Origin of the sequence: Pedobacter cryoconitis (assembly GCF_003259615.1) — a bacterium.
Taxonomy (GTDB): domain Bacteria; phylum Bacteroidota; class Bacteroidia; order Sphingobacteriales; family Sphingobacteriaceae; genus Pedobacter; species Pedobacter cryoconitis.
Map to the genome: position 1 here is coordinate 497728 of NZ_QLLR01000001.1, position 17325 is coordinate 515052.

The 17325-nt window shown below is 39.0% G+C and carries 16 protein-coding genes; 11 read left to right on the forward strand and 5 right to left on the reverse strand.

The features are described 5' to 3' along the window. The first annotated feature begins 3 nt into the window (after positions 1–3). The 9 genes from LY11_RS02155 to LY11_RS02195 all read left to right on the forward strand — a co-directional run bounded on the left by LY11_RS02155 (position 4) and on the right by LY11_RS02195 (position 8746). Entirely contained in the window at positions 4–609 is a 606-nt protein-coding gene (locus LY11_RS02155) for an SMI1/KNR4 family protein (protein WP_111632071.1), read from the forward strand. Positions 610–643: 34 nt separating this feature from the next. Then, positions 644–901, forward strand: a complete 258-nt coding sequence (locus LY11_RS02160) for an SMI1/KNR4 family protein (protein ID WP_111632072.1) — start codon at positions 644–646, stop codon at positions 899–901. A gap of 158 nt (positions 902–1059) precedes the next feature. Further along, positions 1060–1476, forward strand: a complete 417-nt coding sequence (locus tag LY11_RS02165) for an SMI1/KNR4 family protein (RefSeq protein WP_394340907.1) — start codon at positions 1060–1062, stop codon at positions 1474–1476. Between the two features lie 26 nt (positions 1477–1502). Continuing rightward, entirely contained in the window at positions 1503–1931 is a 429-nt protein-coding gene (locus LY11_RS02170; protein ID WP_111632074.1) for an SMI1/KNR4 family protein, read from the forward strand. 560 nt (positions 1932–2491) lie between these two features. Further along, a complete protein-coding gene (locus tag LY11_RS02175; RefSeq protein ID WP_111632247.1) occupies positions 2492–3325 on the forward strand; it encodes a prephenate dehydratase in 834 nt (277 codons plus the stop codon). A gap of 59 nt (positions 3326–3384) precedes the next feature. Continuing rightward, positions 3385–4521, forward strand: a complete 1137-nt coding sequence (locus tag LY11_RS02180; protein ID WP_111632075.1) for a chorismate mutase — start codon at positions 3385–3387, stop codon at positions 4519–4521. Between the two features lie 90 nt (positions 4522–4611). Beyond that, complete coding sequence (gene aroA, locus LY11_RS02185) at positions 4612–5874, forward strand: 3-phosphoshikimate 1-carboxyvinyltransferase (protein WP_111632076.1); 1263 nt, start codon at positions 4612–4614, stop codon at positions 5872–5874. Between the two features lie 30 nt (positions 5875–5904). Then, positions 5905–6996, forward strand: coding sequence for a chorismate synthase (aroC, locus tag LY11_RS02190; RefSeq protein WP_111632077.1), 1092 nt, complete (start codon positions 5905–5907; stop codon positions 6994–6996). A 166-nt stretch (positions 6997–7162) separates the two neighbouring features. After that, positions 7163–8746, forward strand: coding sequence for a S8/S53 family peptidase (locus LY11_RS02195; RefSeq protein WP_111632078.1), 1584 nt, complete (start codon positions 7163–7165; stop codon positions 8744–8746). Between the two features lie 70 nt (positions 8747–8816). Here the strand turns inward: LY11_RS02195 and LY11_RS02200 are convergent, their stop codons facing one another. Then, a complete protein-coding gene (locus LY11_RS02200) occupies positions 8817–11240 on the reverse strand; it encodes an alpha-ketoacid dehydrogenase subunit alpha/beta (protein WP_111632079.1) in 2424 nt (807 codons plus the stop codon). Between the two features lie 217 nt (positions 11241–11457). Here LY11_RS02200 and LY11_RS02205 point away from each other — a divergent pair, with 217 nt between their 5' ends. Together LY11_RS02205 and LY11_RS02210 are read left to right on the forward strand one after the other, a co-directional pair. After that, positions 11458–11844: a DUF1573 domain-containing protein gene (locus LY11_RS02205; RefSeq protein WP_111632080.1), complete on the forward strand. Its 387-nt coding sequence runs from the start codon at positions 11458–11460 to the stop codon at positions 11842–11844. A gap of 65 nt (positions 11845–11909) precedes the next feature. Next, entirely contained in the window at positions 11910–13109 is a 1200-nt protein-coding gene (locus LY11_RS02210; RefSeq protein ID WP_111632081.1) for a pyridoxal phosphate-dependent aminotransferase, read from the forward strand. 71 nt (positions 13110–13180) lie between these two features. On the opposite strand, the gene LY11_RS02215 is transcribed toward LY11_RS02210, so the two are convergent. From LY11_RS02215 to LY11_RS02230, 4 genes are all read right to left on the reverse strand, one after another. Beyond that, entirely contained in the window at positions 13181–14605 is a 1425-nt protein-coding gene (locus tag LY11_RS02215) for a COG3014 family protein (RefSeq protein ID WP_111632082.1), read from the reverse strand. 62 nt (positions 14606–14667) lie between these two features. Continuing rightward, a complete protein-coding gene (locus LY11_RS02220; protein WP_111632083.1) occupies positions 14668–15264 on the reverse strand; it encodes a penicillin-binding protein activator LpoB in 597 nt (198 codons plus the stop codon). A 51-nt stretch (positions 15265–15315) separates the two neighbouring features. Then, on the reverse strand, positions 15316–15696 hold the full coding sequence (locus LY11_RS02225; RefSeq protein WP_111632084.1) for a hypothetical protein: 381 nt from the start codon (positions 15694–15696) through the stop codon (positions 15316–15318). A gap of 185 nt (positions 15697–15881) precedes the next feature. Next, the gene (locus tag LY11_RS02230) at positions 15882–17222 is read right to left on the reverse strand and encodes an MFS transporter (protein WP_111632085.1); all 1341 of its coding nucleotides are present in this window, start codon (positions 17220–17222) and stop codon (positions 15882–15884) included. Positions 17223–17325 lie beyond the last annotated feature (103 nt).

Consider the following 17325-nt stretch of genomic DNA (forward strand, 5'->3'; position numbering starts at 1 on the left):
ACTATGAACAGCATTCAAAAAAAAATTACAGATCTGGGAGGAGTTAAATTCCTTGATGAAAGAAATAAGAACCAAAATGCAAATGATAATTTGACCTATGCTGATAGCGTAGTCGGTGCTCTACCCGAACAACGTGTGATAGATTTTATCAAGGAATATGGGTTCTCTACTTTTAAGAATTATGTGATGATAAAGGCAATTGAGAAATCTTCTTTTTTATCTAGTGGAGAGATAGAATTAGGATTGATCTTTGGCTTTGGAGATGGAACAGATAGCGTAAAAGATGCTATTGATACTTACTTTATAGAAGAGCAATTGAATTGGAAGTTTTTCCCTTTGTTCGAGGGATATCCCGGAGATATCATATTTTATTCTCTGGAACCAGAAACAAAAGGCAAAATATACTATTGGCATCATGAGGGAGATATCAATGCAGATAAGTCATTGATAGCAAACTCATTTGAAGAGTTTATTAATAACTTATATCTCAGACAAGAGGAGGAAGAAGAAGAGCCAGAATTATCTGCAGATGAACTCGCTTCAGTTAACGAGCGAAGAAAAAGAGTAGGTCTTCCACTTATTGATAAAAACAGAAATGAAATTGCCTGATTAAAGGTATGCTTTAATAAACAAATAGATAATAATGGAAATAGAAAGGTTTGGAGAAGGAGATATTAAAACCATTGAAGAACTTGAAGATAAATCAGATATTAAACTTCCAGGCGATTATAAAGATTTTCTAATCAAAAATAATGGAGCAAGAGTTAATGATGGCATTTTTCACGTTAAGGCATTAGATGAAAATATACTTCTACATATTATGCCTGACCTTATTGTTCATTTAAACACTCCACTGAATGATGCTGTAATAAGTTATAAAATAGAAACATTTAAAAAGTAGCTACCCTATCCTGATAGGAATTTCTAAGATATACTTATCGAAATGAATTATAAAAACAAAACCTGGAAGTTCGTAAAGCCCTTAAAAGACAAATCAGCTATTCTTTTAGTTGAAAAAGAATGGGGTATAAAACTCCCTGAGACTTTTATTGGCTGGTAATAAACTATAACTCCGGCGTGCCGGAAAAGACAGCATTTGATACAGAGTTTTCAGCAGGTAAGAGTTTTGGAGAACTGTTAAATTTTAATCTTGATAGTAAGGATAATGTATTAGCTGAATATAAGAACATTGAAGACAAACTGCCACCTGATATTTTTCCTTTTGCTGCCGATCCGGGGGGAAATTATATATGCTTTGATTACAGAATGAATAAGGAGAATCCACAAATAGTATTTTGGAATCATGAAGAAAGATTTATAATTGAGGGCGATCAGATAGTAAATCCGGATGTTAAAAATGAATTCGATTTACATATTATAGAGCCAGTTTCCAATGATCTCGAAGGATTTTTAAATAAGTTAAATACTATTAAAAATGATGAAGATAATGATTTTGAAGGATTTGAATTGTTATAAAAAACACATGTAGAAATACGCTTTAAATGGAATTTGAACAGACCTCACAGAACCTTTCTCTAGAAGATTTAAGAGATTTTGAAACCAAAATCAATTTAACATTACCTGAAGATTTCAAGAAACATTATTTGAAGAGCAATGGTGGTTATCCCCCTTTTGAGCATGTCAAAGGAATAAATCACTTATTCACAATAAGTGGGTTTATACAAATAAAACATGGAACTGCCCCAATTGAGGAAATGATTTCTGAGTATAAAAAAAGTGGAATTACCTTTGGCCCAAAAATCCCTTTCGCCTTTGATAATGGTGATAACATTTATTTAATCTCTTTAGATAGCGAGGACTATGGGACTATTTACCTGGTTGAATCCGAATTTTTGAATATAAAGGAAAAACAATATTATAAAGTCTCGAACAATTTCACCGGATTTCTAGCGAGTTTTTACAACGAATAATATCCTAATGTAAAGAGTTTATCTTAACCACTACTCCATCTTCCAGGTTCGGAAACCCCTGAATTTAAGTTCTTAATCGATAACGATTATCGCTGTTACAATTCAACTTCAATCTTAAAAAACTAAAAATCAGCCTTAAAAACTAAGCCTTCATATTGTCTCGTATGCCCATTCAACAGCATTAAGCCACCATTAATAATTTTTTTTAAATTAAATTTGACAAATTAAATTTTGTTGCTACATTTGAAAAAACAAAGATTAAAAATAAAGGGTTCTGTTTTCAGAGTCCACGAAAGAAAAAAATGAGAAACATCACTACATATTGGTTTAGCTACTTCTACTATTTTAGTAAGAGCCGGGACTGATATGCAATCAAAAAAATCAACATAAATTGTATATGAAAAGTCCCGGCATCCTGCCGGGACTTTTTTTGTTTAAAGCAAAAATTAACGCAGGAGATTATAAAATGAAACCATCATGTGCAGCAGAAAACTAACCGGAATAAACAAAACCGGGTAGCACATGATAGCTTCATCACCATTAAAAAAAATTATATACTGATGAAAAAAGTAACAAGAGTAGCAATACAAGGTATTAAAGCCTCCTTTCATGAAGAAGCTGCTTTCAAATTCTTTGGTAATGACATTAAAACTGTCGAATGCAATTCCTTTAAACAAACATGCGAAGTGCTTGAGGCACGGGAAGTTGACTACGTAGTGATGGCAATCGAAAACTCTATTGCTGGCAGCCTTTTACCAAACTACACGCTGATCAGAGAATACAATTTTGCAGTGACCGGAGAGGTTTACCTTCCTATACAATTGCACTTAATGGCCCTGCCAGGAGTGAAATTGGAAGACGTAAAATACGTGACCTCCCACCCTATTGCTATTCGTCAGTGCATTGATTTCTTTGACGAATTCCCACACCTTAAAGTAGTGGAAAGTGTAGATACAGCAGCATGCGCAAAAAAGATCAGAGACGAACAATTGACTGATACCGTTGCCATTGCCAATGCGCTTGCAGCCGAGCTTTATGGACTGAATATTATAGAAAGAAGAATTGAATCGAATAAAAAGAACTATACCCGTTTCCTGATCCTTCAAAACGATAAAACTGAAGACTTGACTGAAATTAATAAATCCTCCATCTGTTTCCAGGTTGGTAACCATGTAGGTGCACTCTCGAAAGTGCTGAACATCTTCGCAGAACAAAGTGTGAATTTAAGCAAGATCCAGTCTATGCCTGTTTTAGGAAAAAGAAGTGAGTATTATTTCTACGTCGATATGGAATGGGCAGATAGCGAAAAATATGATATAGCTATACGCAAAGCACTGAAATACACAGTAAACTTTAATATAATGGGCGAATATATAAAGAATGACACCGTCTAAAACACCACAAATCAGCAATCAAAATATTTAACACATACCACATTAAAATCCCCCTCATCATGAAATTAAACTTAAACATTCAGCCATTATCGAGCTGGATCAACGTTAAAAACGAACCGCTTATTATCTCTGGACCATGTAGTGCAGAAACTGAAGATCAATTGTTATCTACTGCACACTTATTAGCTGCAACTGGTAAAGTTTCTGTATTAAGAGCTGGAATCTGGAAACCACGTACCCGTCCGGGAGAATTCGAAGGAATTGGAAGTATCGGTCTGGAATGGTTGAAAAAAGCTAAAGCTGAAACTGGATTACCAACTGCTGTAGAAGTAGCAAACGCGAAACATGTGGAAGAAGCATTGGCAGCAGGCGTAGATATTTTATGGATCGGCGCAAGATCAACAGCTAATCCTTTCACAGTACAGGAAATTGCTGACGCTTTAAAAGGTGTTGACATCCCTGTATTAGTTAAAAACCCGGTTAATCCTGATATTTCGCTATGGATTGGTGCTTTAGAGCGTATCAACAATGCAGGTATCACTAAATTAGGAGCTATCCACCGTGGTTTCTCTTCTTACGAGAAAAGCTCTTTCCGTAACGAACCAATGTGGGAACTTGCGATTCAGCTGAAAACTCTTTGCCCTGAATTGCCAATCATTAATGACCCTTCTCATATCTGCGGAAACCGTGAATTAATCCCTTACATTTCTCAAAAAGCTTTAGATCTTGACATGCAGGGATTAATGATTGAGTCACATATTGACCCTTCTGTTGCATGGACTGACGCTAAACAACAGGTTACTCCTGCTGCTTTAGAAGAACTGATCGCTAAATTAAGTTTACGTGATCCAGAATCCAACAATGAAGCTTTTGCTGATAAATTAGCTGAATTACGTAAGCAGATCGATAAAATCGATGATGTGATGCTTCAGAAATTAAGTGAGCGTATGGCTATTGTTGAAAAAATCGGTCAGTACAAAAGAGATAGCAAAGTAACTATCTTACAAGTTAACCGCTGGGATGAAATCCTTAAAAAAGGGACTGCTTTTGCCAGAGCACTTAAATTAGACGTTGGTTTTACAGAGAAATTCTTAGAATTAGTTCACGGTGAGTCTATCAGAAAACAAACTGAGATCATGAACGAAGGTAAAACTGAAGAAGAAATCGTTGAAGCTACTGCTGCTGCAAAATCTTAATCACCTGAATTTTCAAAAGCTTTTCTTAGTCGCAGATTAGGAAAAGCTTCCGAAAATTCTGAATACAAAATATTAACACGAAATGCTCCGATGAAAAAGAATGCACTTGTTTCCTTTAAGGGACAAAAAGATATCCATGCGACGATAAACCTGACCGGTTCTAAAAGTGAGAGCAACAGGGCATTAATTATTGCTGCGATCAGTAAAGGACTGGTTAAGGTGAATAACCTTTCTGATGCCGCTGATACAGTGACTTTAAACAGGATTTTGACGGAGCTGAATACAACTGAACCTGAAGGAAGAAGAACAGTAGATGTTGGCCATGCCGGCACTGCAATGCGCTTTTTAACGGCTTATTTGTCTACAATTCCACAGCAATTTTTACTTACAGGATCTGCCAGAATGCAGGAGCGCCCGATTGGTATCTTAGTAGATGCTTTAAAAAGTCTGGGTGCTGATATATCCTATGCTAAAAATGAAGGCTTTCCTCCTTTGTCTATCAACGGAGGTTTAAATAATGTACGCGCTGAGGTTTCTATCAAAGGAAATGTAAGCAGTCAGTATTTATCAGCCTTGCTGATTATTGCGCCAAAATTACTTGCTGGTCTTTCTTTAAATATTGAAGGTGGGTTAACTTCCAGACCTTATGTTGAAATGACACTGGCTTTATTAGCTTCCGCAGGGGTTTCACATAGCTGGACAGGCGATAATATCTATATAGGGCCTCAACAATATCAGGCAGCAACGCTGACTGTTGAACCAGACTGGAGCGCTGCATCTTACTGGTATAGTATTGCTGCACTCGCTGATCAGGCGGCTATTGAACTGCCTAACTTGAAAGAGGAAAGCTTACAGGGAGATAGCAAAATCCAGGACATTATGGCTGGCCTTGGTGTAAATACACAAAGAACCGTAAATGGTATAGCTTTAAAGGCCACTCCAAATGAACCACAAACCTCTGCAATCCTAAACTTAAAAGACTGTCCTGATCTGGCGCAAACTATTATCGTTTGTGCTGCTGCTAAAGGATTAAACCTTGCTTTTACGGGCCTGGAAACGCTTAAAATTAAAGAAACCAACAGAATTCTGGCTTTACAGAATGAACTGGCCAAAATTGGCGTGACTTTAAATGAAGAAAATGAGGTTTATACCTTAAACTGTGAAGGATTAAACTTCCCGGAAAAGGTAAGTTTCTCAACTTATGATGATCACCGGATGGCGATGGCCTTTGCGCCTTTAAGTCTGTTAATCAAAGAAGTAGAAATTGAAGATTTCCACGTGGTAGAGAAGTCATATCCTGATTTCTGGAAACATTTGCAAGAAGCAGGTTTCACAGTTCAGGAATTAGTTTGATAGAATAGTTTACAAATTTAAATTAAAAACATGGCAGGGAATACCTTCGGACACTTATTCAGGATTTCAACTTTTGGAGAATCACATGGCGAGGCTATCGGCGTTATCGTAGATGGCTGTCCTGCCGGATTGCCTATCGATTTGGAGTTCATCCAGTCGGAGTTAGATAAACGCCGTCCGGGACAATCCAAGATAACTACACAGCGTAAAGAGAGCGATACGGTACAAATCTTATCGGGTATTTTCGAAGGACAGAGTACGGGTACGCCTATTGCACTTTTAATTCCGAATGAAGATCACCGTTCGAAAGATTATGAACATAATAAGACTGTTTATCGTCCTTCGCATGCTGATTATACTTATGATGCTAAATATGGTATCCGGGATCACCGTGGTGGCGGGCGTTCATCTGCAAGGGAAACTGCTGCCAGGGTAGCGGCAGGCGCGATTGCCAAGCTGTTACTTCAACATTATGGCATCAGTATTTTTGCGCACGTTTCTGCTGTAGGAACCATCAATGCACCTAATTTAGAGGCTTTGCCTATTGCTGAGTTGTTGGCACAGCGGGAAGAAAATATCGTGCGCTGTGCAGATCCGGCAACAGCAAATGAAATGATTGAATTTATTGACAGCGTGAGAAAAGATGGGGATACTGTAGGTGGAAAAATCAGCTGTATCATTCACAATTGCCCTCCGGGGTTAGGAGAGCCTGTTTTTGATAAGCTGCATGCCGATCTGGGTAAAGCGATGTTAAGCATTAATGCGGTACATGGTTTTGAATATGGCTCAGGATTTTCAGGAAGTGAGATGAGGGGATCAGCACACAATGATATTTTCCTGACAGACGGAGCGCATGCGCCAAAAACATTAACTAATTTCTCTGGTGGTATACAAGGAGGGATTTCTAATGGAATGGAAATCAACTTTACAGTAGCTTTTAAACCTGTGGCAACCATTATGCACAATCAGCAAACGGTAAACGCTGCTGGTGAAGCCGCAGAGATCAAAGGCAAAGGCAGACATGACCCTTGTGTGGTGCCAAGAGCAGTTGTAATCGTCGAGGCGATGGCAGCTTTAGTTCTTGCCGATCAGTTATTAAGAAATAAATCGAGCAGGTTATAAGTTAAAAACCTGCTCTTTCGAACGCCCTGTTATCTAAAAAATAACAGGGCGTTTTTTTTATGTTAAATCTTTCACTAAGACTATCTGAATTTAAATTAAATGGTTAATTATTTCTACTTTACATACATCTATTGAATACCATCTAACCTATAAAAAACAAGCTTCTATGAAAACCAACAACAAGAGGGCGGCATTGCTGTGCGCCACATTTTTAGTCGTTTTGGTATCCTGTCGTAAGGATAACCTGACCAACAACAATCAGGATGCGCTCCATCCAAAAGACAAACTTTATTCCGTTCAGGAAATTAATGCAGTTATTCAGTCCAGTTTGCAGAAAACAGGCGATTTTAAATGGAATGAACAAAGTGATGAATTGTTATACAGTGCGGTTATCCACGGGGATAGCTTACTGTCTGTGGGTTATGGAAATCCGCAGTCGTCCAATACCGTTACGGAGAGTTTAAATGCTGAAACTCAAATGGCAAACATTAGTGTATCAGAAGCAAAGAAAGCAGGAGTGAATATTGACGGCATCAAAAGCGGCATTCTGCAGCAGGTAAAGACTGCTGAGGCTAAACAGAACGTGCTGCAATATGAAAGTCCTGTACTGACCAATATGGTAGTTAAAATCGGAAATTTAAGCACGCTTCAGGAGTTACGTAAATCTAAAGTAATCCGTTATGTGGAACCTGCAGATTATAATAAGTTCCTGTTGAAGAGCAGATCAGCTATTGCTACAGAAAGTCTGAGCTCTGGTGGCGGAGATCCTGCAGAACTTCCGGGCTGGTTTATTCAAGGCAGCGGTGAACCATTAATTCCTAAAAGTTACGGAGATCAGAAAATCCCTGATGCGTGGAAAGTAAGCACCGGAAAAGGTATCACCATTGGCTTAATTGATAACGGAATTTATCAAGCTCAAACTGCATTCAGCTCGCAGGAGTTTGGTGCTGGAAGAACGATTACACTTTTTGGCACTTTTAAGGGTTCAAATGACGTATACGCAAATAAAGACGATATGAGCGCCGATCATGGTACGGGCATGGCTTCTTTGATTGCTGCGCCTAAAAAAGTAAACCTGCCAGTTGGGATTGCCTATAATTGTAACCTGGTGAGCTACAGGGCAACTGATTTTGTCGCTTTATGGAGTTCTAAACAACAGCAAGGTGTAGCCAGTGCTTTAACTAAGCTGGCTGATGATAACAATGTCAAGGTAATCTCGATGTCTAATGGCTGGATTTTTAATGTATCTGTTTTGGCAGACGCAGTAAAATATGCTAAAAGTAAGGGCAAACTGATCTTTGCTGCTGCCGGAACGTCTATTAAACCAATTAATCTGGGTTTCTTCGTAATTGATATTCCTAAAAGTGTGGGTGTTATATTCCCGGCTTCGATGAGTGAAACTGTTGCGGTTACAGGTACTGATTACAGCACTACAGGAAGCCTGGTGAGTTGTAAAGAGTGCCATGAAGGTGATAAGGTTTATTTTACAACCACTACGGCAACTTCAGCGGGCGTAAACAATGCGGTAGCAGTTTACCATGATACACCAGGTCAATATGGTTTCTCAGGTTCTTCTTCGGCAGCTACAGCCATCAATGCAGGTATCGCAGCACTGGTTTGGTCTGCGCATCCATCGTGGAATGATAAACAGGTATTACAAAGAATGGTAGAGTCTGCTAAATTATATCCAAATAAAGACTCAAAACTAGGCTATGGCCCGATCAACGTTTTAAAAGCTGTTCAGCCTTAGAAACATCCGGAAACAACAAAGCCTGGTTCCTTTAAGGACCAGGCTTTGTGATATAATATGGAGTCCTGAATTAGAAAATTGCAGGATATTTTGCTGCATTATGTGCATTCATCATCTGGTAAATTGTTTCCAGGACATCATCAACAGATGGTTTAGTGAAATAATCTCCGTCAGATCCATATGGAGGACGGTGAGCTTTCGCAGATAAAGTTTGTGGTTGTGCATCTAAATGGTAGTATCCGCCCTGATTTTCTAAAATCTGTTGCAGGATATAAGCTGTTCCGCCACCCGGAACGTCTTCATCTACCACTAATAATTTATTCGTTTTCTGTAAAGAAGATGCGCATAAATGATCTGTATCAAAAGGAAGTAAGGTTTGAGGGTCAATGATCTCTACAGAAATTCCGTAAGCTGCCAGTTCTTCAGCTGCTTCTTCAACAATTCTCAAAGTCGATCCGTAAGATACTACGGTAATATCCGTTCCTTCTCTTACGATTTCAGCTTTTCCTAAAGGCACTGTATATTCCCCAACGTTATCAGGCAACATTTCTTTTAAGCGGTATCCATTCAGACATTCGATCATTAAAGCTGGCTCATCTGCTCTGAACAAGGTATTGTACATTCCCGCAGCCTGAGTCATATTACGGGGCACACACAGGTGTAATCCGCGTAAAGAGCCTAAGATCATACCGATTGGTGACCCTGAATGCCATACCCCTTCTAAACGGTGCCCGCGGGTCCTGATAATTACCGGTGCTTTTTGTCCGCCTTTGGTCCGGTAAGATAAACTAGCCAGATCATCACTCAGAACATTCAGTGCATATAACAGGTAGTCCAGGTATTGAATCTCTGCAATTGGTCTTAAACCACGCAAAGCCAACCCGATCCCCTGACCTGCAATAGTCATTTCCCTGATCCCTGTATCGGTAATTCTTAATTCACCATATTTAGCCTGTAAGCCTGCAAAGCCCTGGTTCACATCACCGATATTTCCTAAGTCTTCACCAAATGCGACCAGACGCTGATCGCGTGCAAAGTTAGCGTCAAAACAGGCATTCAGTAATTCGCGGCCATCTACCATTTTACTATTGTCCTGGTAAGAGGCTGGTACGATATTCACTAAAGAAGGACTTTCTTTACCATCTGTAAACAGTTTGGAATTATAACGCTCTTCGTTGTTTTCTTTTTCTTTCTGATACCAGCTTAATAACTGGTTTCTTTCTTCAGAAGGCTGGTTTAAGGTTAAGCGAAGTGCTTTTCTTGCAGAAGAAATAACTTCTTTACGTTGTGCATCCGGTGTTCCGCCCAGCGTACCTGCAATTTTTGATAAAGCCTGGTTTGAATCAGAAAGGTTATTGATCAAACTGATCACCTGATCTTTTTCTGTTTTAATATCTCCAAGGAATTCATTCCACGCTTCTTTCTGCGCTTCACGAACCAGTTTTTTAGCGGTATCTTCTAATATCACTAATTCTTCTTCGGTCACAATAGCAGATTCAAGCATCCAGAGACGCATTTGGCGGATACAGTCAAATTCTTTCTCCCATTCTAATCTTGCTTTGTCTTTATAGCGTTCATGTGAACCTGAAGTGGAATGTCCCTGAGGTTGTGTAACTTCAGTTACGTGGATTAAAACAGGTACATGTTCTTCACGGCAGATCTGAATAGCCTGCTGATAGGTTTCACAAAGGGCAGGATAATCCCAGCCTCTTACTTTATATATTTCGTAACCTGCGTTATTTTCATCACGCTGGAAACCTTTTAAGATCTCTGAAATATCTTCTTTAGTGGTCTGATATTTCGCCGGAACTGAGATTCCGTAAGCATCATCCCAAACAGACATCGCCATTGGAATCTGTAAAACCCCTGCAGCATTGATCGCTTCAAAAAACACCCCTTCAGAAGTAGAGGCATTTCCGATGGTACCAAAGCCAACTTCATTTCCATTAACGGAGAAGTTTTTCAGGTAATTTAATTCCGGATTTTGTCTGTATAATTTGGAAGCATAAGCCAAACCTACCAAACGTGCCATCTGGCCGCCTGTTGGTGCAATATCAGAAGAAGAATTCTTCATTTCTGTTAAGTTTTTCCATGAACCGTCTTCGTTAAGTGAACGGGTGGAAAAATGGCAGTTCATTTGACGGCCCGCAGATGCCGGGTCTGCTTCTACGCTTGGATTAGCGTATAATTGAGCAAAAAACTCCTTAATGGTACATATACCTGTCGCAAAAGCAAAAGTCTGATCACGGTAGTAACCAGAACGCCAATCGCCATTTTTAAAGGCTTTGGCCATTGCAATTTGTGGAAGTTCCTTTCCGTCGCCAAAAATGCCAAACTTAGCCTTACCTGTTAAAACCTCTTTACGGCCTAGTAAACTAGCCTGTCTGCTCTCGAATGCAATCCTGTAATCATCGATTACTATAGTCTTGAAGTCGTCAAAACTTAATTCTGAGGCATCGATGGGGTTCGTCGTAAGTTTGTTATTTAGCATCATAAGCACAAAAGTTTATTGGGCAAAGATACGTATTTTCTATTTTCCGTCCCTTACCCAAGTGTAATATATATATTAGCTTTTGACTTTGAAATGTTAATGAAAACATTAAATTTGTTTAAAATATTTGAATATGAAACCTGCATGAGCCTACAATTCACTGCATTAGATTATCAGGTTCATGTAAGATTCATAACCATTAAAAAAAAATAAATAACTCATGAAAAAGCTAATTATACTATTAACCTTTGTCTTAGGTGTTACCGTTACTTCATTTGCGCAAAGCAAACCAGCTGAATTTAAATTCGAAAAAGAAACGCATGATTTTGGGAAAATTCCATTGACAAGCCCTGTTTCTGTAGAATTTAAGTTTGTAAATGTTGGTGATGAGCCTTTGATTTTAACAAAAGTAGAGACTACTTGCGGCTGTACTGTACCAACTTACACACAAACACCTATTAAAAAAGGAGAAGCTGGTTTAATTAAAGTTACTTATACACCTGCAGGTTCACCATTGCCTTTCAGCAAAAGTATCACCATCAACTCTAATGCTAAAACACCTACTAAAGTGTTATACATTAAAGGGGAAACAGTAGCAGGAAAATAATCTGCAGCAAAATATTATTATCAATAAAACCTCGTTAAATCAACGAGGTTTTTTATTTTTGACCCATGCCACATATTTCAGAAAAAGGGATACAAATGCCCGCATCGCCTATTAGAAAACTAACTCCATTTGCAGATCAGGCAAAAAAGGACGGTAAAAAAGTTTATCATTTAAATATCGGCCAGCCAGACATTGCCACACCAGAGGTCATGTTAAATGCAATTAAAAATATTGATTTCGATGTTTGGGCTTATACGCCTTCTGAAGGAACATTAAGCTACAGAACAAAACTTACTGAATATTACAATAAACTGGGGTACAACATTACTCCTGAAGACATCTTAGTCACTGTAGGTGGTTCTGAGGCTATCACAATCGCTATGCAGACTTGCGTGAATGAAGGTGATGAAATTATCATTCCTGAACCTTTTTATGCAAATTACAATGGTTTTGCTTGTATGAGTAATGTGGTTGTGAAACCTATTTTATCTTATATTGAGAATGGTTTTGCTTTACCAGCGATTGCAGAATTTGAAAAACTGATCACTGCCAAAACTAAAGCAATCATTATTTGTAACCCAAATAACCCGACAGGATACCTCTATTCAAGAGAAGAGCTGCAGGCTTTGAAAGAATTATGCTTAAAGTATGATTTATTCTTATTCTCTGATGAGGCTTACCGTGAGTTCTGCTATGATGGCAGGGAGTTCATTTCTCCGATGCACTTTGATGGTTTAGATGAAAATGTGGTGATATTGGATACTGTTTCTAAAAGATACAGTGCTTGTGGTGCGCGTTTAGGTTGTTTAATCACTAAGAATAAAGAAGTAATCAAATCAGGATTGAAGTTTGCACAAGCAAGATTAAGCCCTGGTATGGTAGAACAGATTGCTGGTACTGCTGCTGTTGATACGCCTGATAGTTATTTTGAAGAAGTAAATAAGGAATATACTTTACGCAGAGATACTTTAGTAGCCAGACTGAATGCTATTGATGGTGTTTTCTGCCCTAATCCGGGTGGCGCATTTTATGTAGTTGCCAAATTCCCTATTGATGATGCAGATGTATTCTGCCAATGGATGCTGGAAAGTTTCGACAATAACGGCGAAACGGTTATGATGGCCCCTGCAACTGGTTTTTACTCCAGCCCTGGCTCAGGTAAAGATGAAGTGAGAATGGCCTATGTATTGAATACTGATGATTTAAACAAGGCAATGGATTGTCTGACATTGGCGTTGAAACAATATCCTGGTAAAACGAACTAAGATTTTTAACTATAAAAGAAGCCCTGCAAATTTAGTTTGCAGGGCTTCTTTTTTTAGAATATACGTCAGTATTAGCGTAAGGTAGAGTAGTTATAGAATTGAATCCCACCATTGCCATTAATTTTAATGGTTTTAGTTTCATCTGCTCCCTGTGCATTTTTAAGTGTTAGGGTAATTTCGTTTTCACCCGTTTTCAGGGGTATACGGGCATAAGAAATACTGCCCGGAAGTGATTGCCAGTTACGGGTATCGGCTTTTTCAGATAGCAGGCTATACAGCTGCATCCCATAACCAAGACCTTCCAGTAAGGTGTTGTTTTTCTGACCTTCTCTTTTTGCACTCTCGCGTAAAGCGTATTCTGCTATTTTCTTCACTGCCAGCCTGGAAAGCACTTTACTCATTTCCTTCAGTGTGCGTTGCTGAAGCGTTCTGAAAGCAAGTTCATTAATGTCTTCTGCTTTTTCAAGAGGTACATCGCCCTGCGTATTCTTAATAACTGCAGACGAATAAGACGACGGTTGCGCTACATATTTAGGGAAGGAAGCCCTTAAGCTCTCTACAGCCTTAATATTTAGTTTATCACGGTCACCACTATAGACAAATGGAATAAGTAATCCGCCAGCTGCATTGCTGAAAAACAGGTTTCCGCCGTCGCCTCTGGTTAAGGTAAAGAACAGATCTTCTTGTTTTTTAACAGGTGCTAAACCATTCTCCCAAAAGAAGATCAGTTCGCCGCCTTCTGGTGTTTTCTCTGGTTTATATTTAATACCAAATGCGGTTTCAAATTGTACAGCTTCTGAAGTAAACCCGTTTAAATAAGCTGTTCTGATTACATCTTGTTGAAGTCCTAAAGGCATTTGTGTACCGTAATAGGTCTTATCCGGGCTTTTCTGATAGATCTCAACAGCATTCCGATAAGAGATAAAAGCGTTATTGATGTCTTTATTGCTCTCGTAAATCATGCCTTGCAGCATTAACGAAAAAGCATCCTGAGCGTAACGTTTGTCTTTATTATTGAATTTATCTCCTTGTTCCTGTGCTTGCAAACTGATCCTTCTGGCTTCTACAACCGCTTCATCTGTATTGTGCAGATACAAGTAGTTAAGCGCCTTATAGTAATGGATCATGAATTTCTCGAAATCCTCCCCTTTATAACGTTGTGTCATTGGATTTACCAATACGCCGACAGTTGCATCCAAAGTTCCTGTTAATCCGATTTCCAGCATTTGATCGGCTTCGTTAAAGTACCGGTTACTGTTTTCATAATCTCCAAGCAAGTGGCTTACTCTACCCTTCTCCATCAAAAAAAGCAGTTTATTTCTTGGTTTCTGAATCAGGCTGTTTTTGTCGAGTTCAATTTGTGCTTCTTTGTAATTCCCTGTAGAAATATTTTTATAATACGGGGTAATACGGTCGTTATAACTTGCGCAACCAAATAAAAAAAGCATCAATCCTACAACTGATGCCCGAAGAGTATACGTACGAATGGTTGTCATATGAGTTATAAATTGCCCTGAACATCAGCGGATGATCTTCAGAGCAAGGAGAAATTACGGGATTAGTTTTTAACGTATTTGGCTATTTTCTTCTCACCGATCCAAACTACTTCATTCGTCTGAATATTGGTCAGTTCAAGATTTACCTGGTAATAAACTACTTTTTGACGTTTGTGTGCATCTACGATAGAGTTGATCGATCCCTGAAGGATATAATCAGCACCATTTTCCAAACCGAACTTTTTGATAGTTGAGTTAGAAGAGTTCGTTTGCTGATCTGCTTTTTCTGCACGCAATTCTTCACGTTTTTTACCACCTTGTACTAAACGTACTCTTTGGGTTTGAACGAAAGAGCTTTCGATGTCTTTTACAAAAGTTTCAGCATCAATATGCTCATGGCTTTTATTCTGAACAAATCCAACAATTACTACTGGTTTTTTGCCTTGATGTTCATCCTGATGTGTGCTTAACCAGTTCGCATTCAGAACGTTTTTAGTCAGTTCATCTGCTACCATTCTGGAATCACTGTTATTCCATGATCCGCTAATGTCAATGGTCTGATCTGTACTTACACGTGTTACTTGTCTGGATGAGCATGATGCAATCATCATTCCTGAAGCGGCAAGCGCTGTAACCGTTAATAATCTATTGAATTTCATCTGTGTTATTCTGTTTTTTTATAATTGTTAGATCGTATTTCCGGGGATTTGTTACCAGCCGAACCAGAAATTACTACGTCCTCCGTAATAGTTTCCATAGTTATAGCCTCCATAAGGGTAATAGCTGCTGCCGAAGCTTAATGAAGGATAAAAGTCACCGTAGTAACCATTCATTCTCTCTTCATGTCTCCATTCACGGCGCTGACGACGGCGTTCTAATTTGGCTTCATACCAGTCGTATGCTTTATAAGTGTTCTGGACAGTAGTTCCCTGTTTACTAGTCAGAGAGTCTGCAACTTTAAAGTATTTCTCCTGGCTTTCTTTATACCTCGGGTTTTGATCCGGAGCTAAACCTGACTGTTGTGCGCTTGCTGTTCCAGCGTAAAGAGCACCGAACAGCAGGCTTGAAATAATGACTGAATTCCTTTTCATGACCTTAAATTTAAAGTATAACAAAAATAAGCAAAAATTGGATTGACTGTATCGTTCTGCGTATTTGTTTCAGTTAATTTAACGTTTTTTAACGAAACTTTGATAAATCTGCTGTATAAGTTGTGCAGGATAGCGGCTGGTTGGAATAAATAATATTAAATGGTGACATTCGATACACCTATATATTAGTTTTCAGGATCTTCGTTCAATTTTGAGTTTTCTATAGAATCTCTCATGAATACATAAACTACCAGAGAGAAGAAGATACAAGCGGTGATATACCAGTAGAAATAAGGTTCATGTCCTATCTTTTTAAACCATAGCGCTAAGTATTCCACTGTTCCTCCAAATACAGCAACGGTTATTCCATAGGGTAAACCAACGCCCAGTGCCCGGATTTGTGCCGGAAATAATTCTGCTTTAACAATCGCATTAATACTAGTGTATCCACTTACAATAATCAAACCTGCCATTAACAGAAAAAAGGCGCTCCATTGTGAGGTTGTATTGCTTAATGTGGTGAGTAACGGGACGGTAAAAATAGTGCCCAATACGCCAAACCCCAGCAGCAGTGGTTTCCGGCCGATACGGTCAGAAAGACTGCCGAAAAAGGGTTGTAACAGGGCAAAAATGAGCAGGGAGAAGAAGGATAGCAGCGTAGCATCCGTTTTGGACAGATGAACGGTATTGACCAGGAATTTCTGCATATAGGTGGTGTAGGTATAAAATGCCAGTGTCCCGCCCAGTGTCATTCCAACTACGGTAAGTATAGCTTTGGGGTGTTTGAGTAATTCTCTGATCGTTCCGCTATCTTTTTTACCCTTGCGGGCTTCAAAGGCTTTTGTTTCATGCAGATTTTTACGAAGATAAAGGGCGACCACGGAAAGTATAGCGCCTATGACAAATGGAATACGCCATCCCCAGGAGATCAGCTGGTCTTCTGTGAGTACTTTTTGAAGGATGATCTGTATACCCAGGGCAATCAGTTGTCCTCCGATTAGCGTGACATACTGAAAGCTGGAATAAAAGCCACGGCGGTTTTTAGAGGCCATTTCACTTAAGTAGGTTGCAGAGACTCCGTATTCTCCTCCAACGCTTAACCCTTGTAATAACCTGGCAACCAATAGCAGTACCGGAGCTACGAGTCCTATGGTTTTGTAAGTAGGTGTTAATGCGATTAGTAAAGAGCCCAGGGACATGAGTAATACGGAAAGCGTCATACTTTGTTTACGCCCTACCTGGTCGGCAATACGGCCAAACATCCATCCGCCGATTGGACGCATGAGAAAACCGAGGGCAAAAATACCTGTAGTATTCATCAGTTGGGCTGTTAGGTTACCGGAGGGAAAAAACGAGGAAGAAAAGTAAATGGAAAATGCTGAATAAGCATACCAGTCGTACCATTCTACCAGGTTCCCTACAGAGCCTCCAAAAATAGCTTTCAGCCGTTGTTTAGAGAGCTTAGGCGATTCCTGATTTTCACCTGTTAAGGGTTGGATTGCGGATAGGTCAGTTTGTCGGTTCATACGTTGGTTGTAGCAGCAACATAAGAAAAATAATAGAAATACTGTATCAAATGATCATTAATATATGAACATAAGTAACTAATTTATAGCACAATTATTTGTA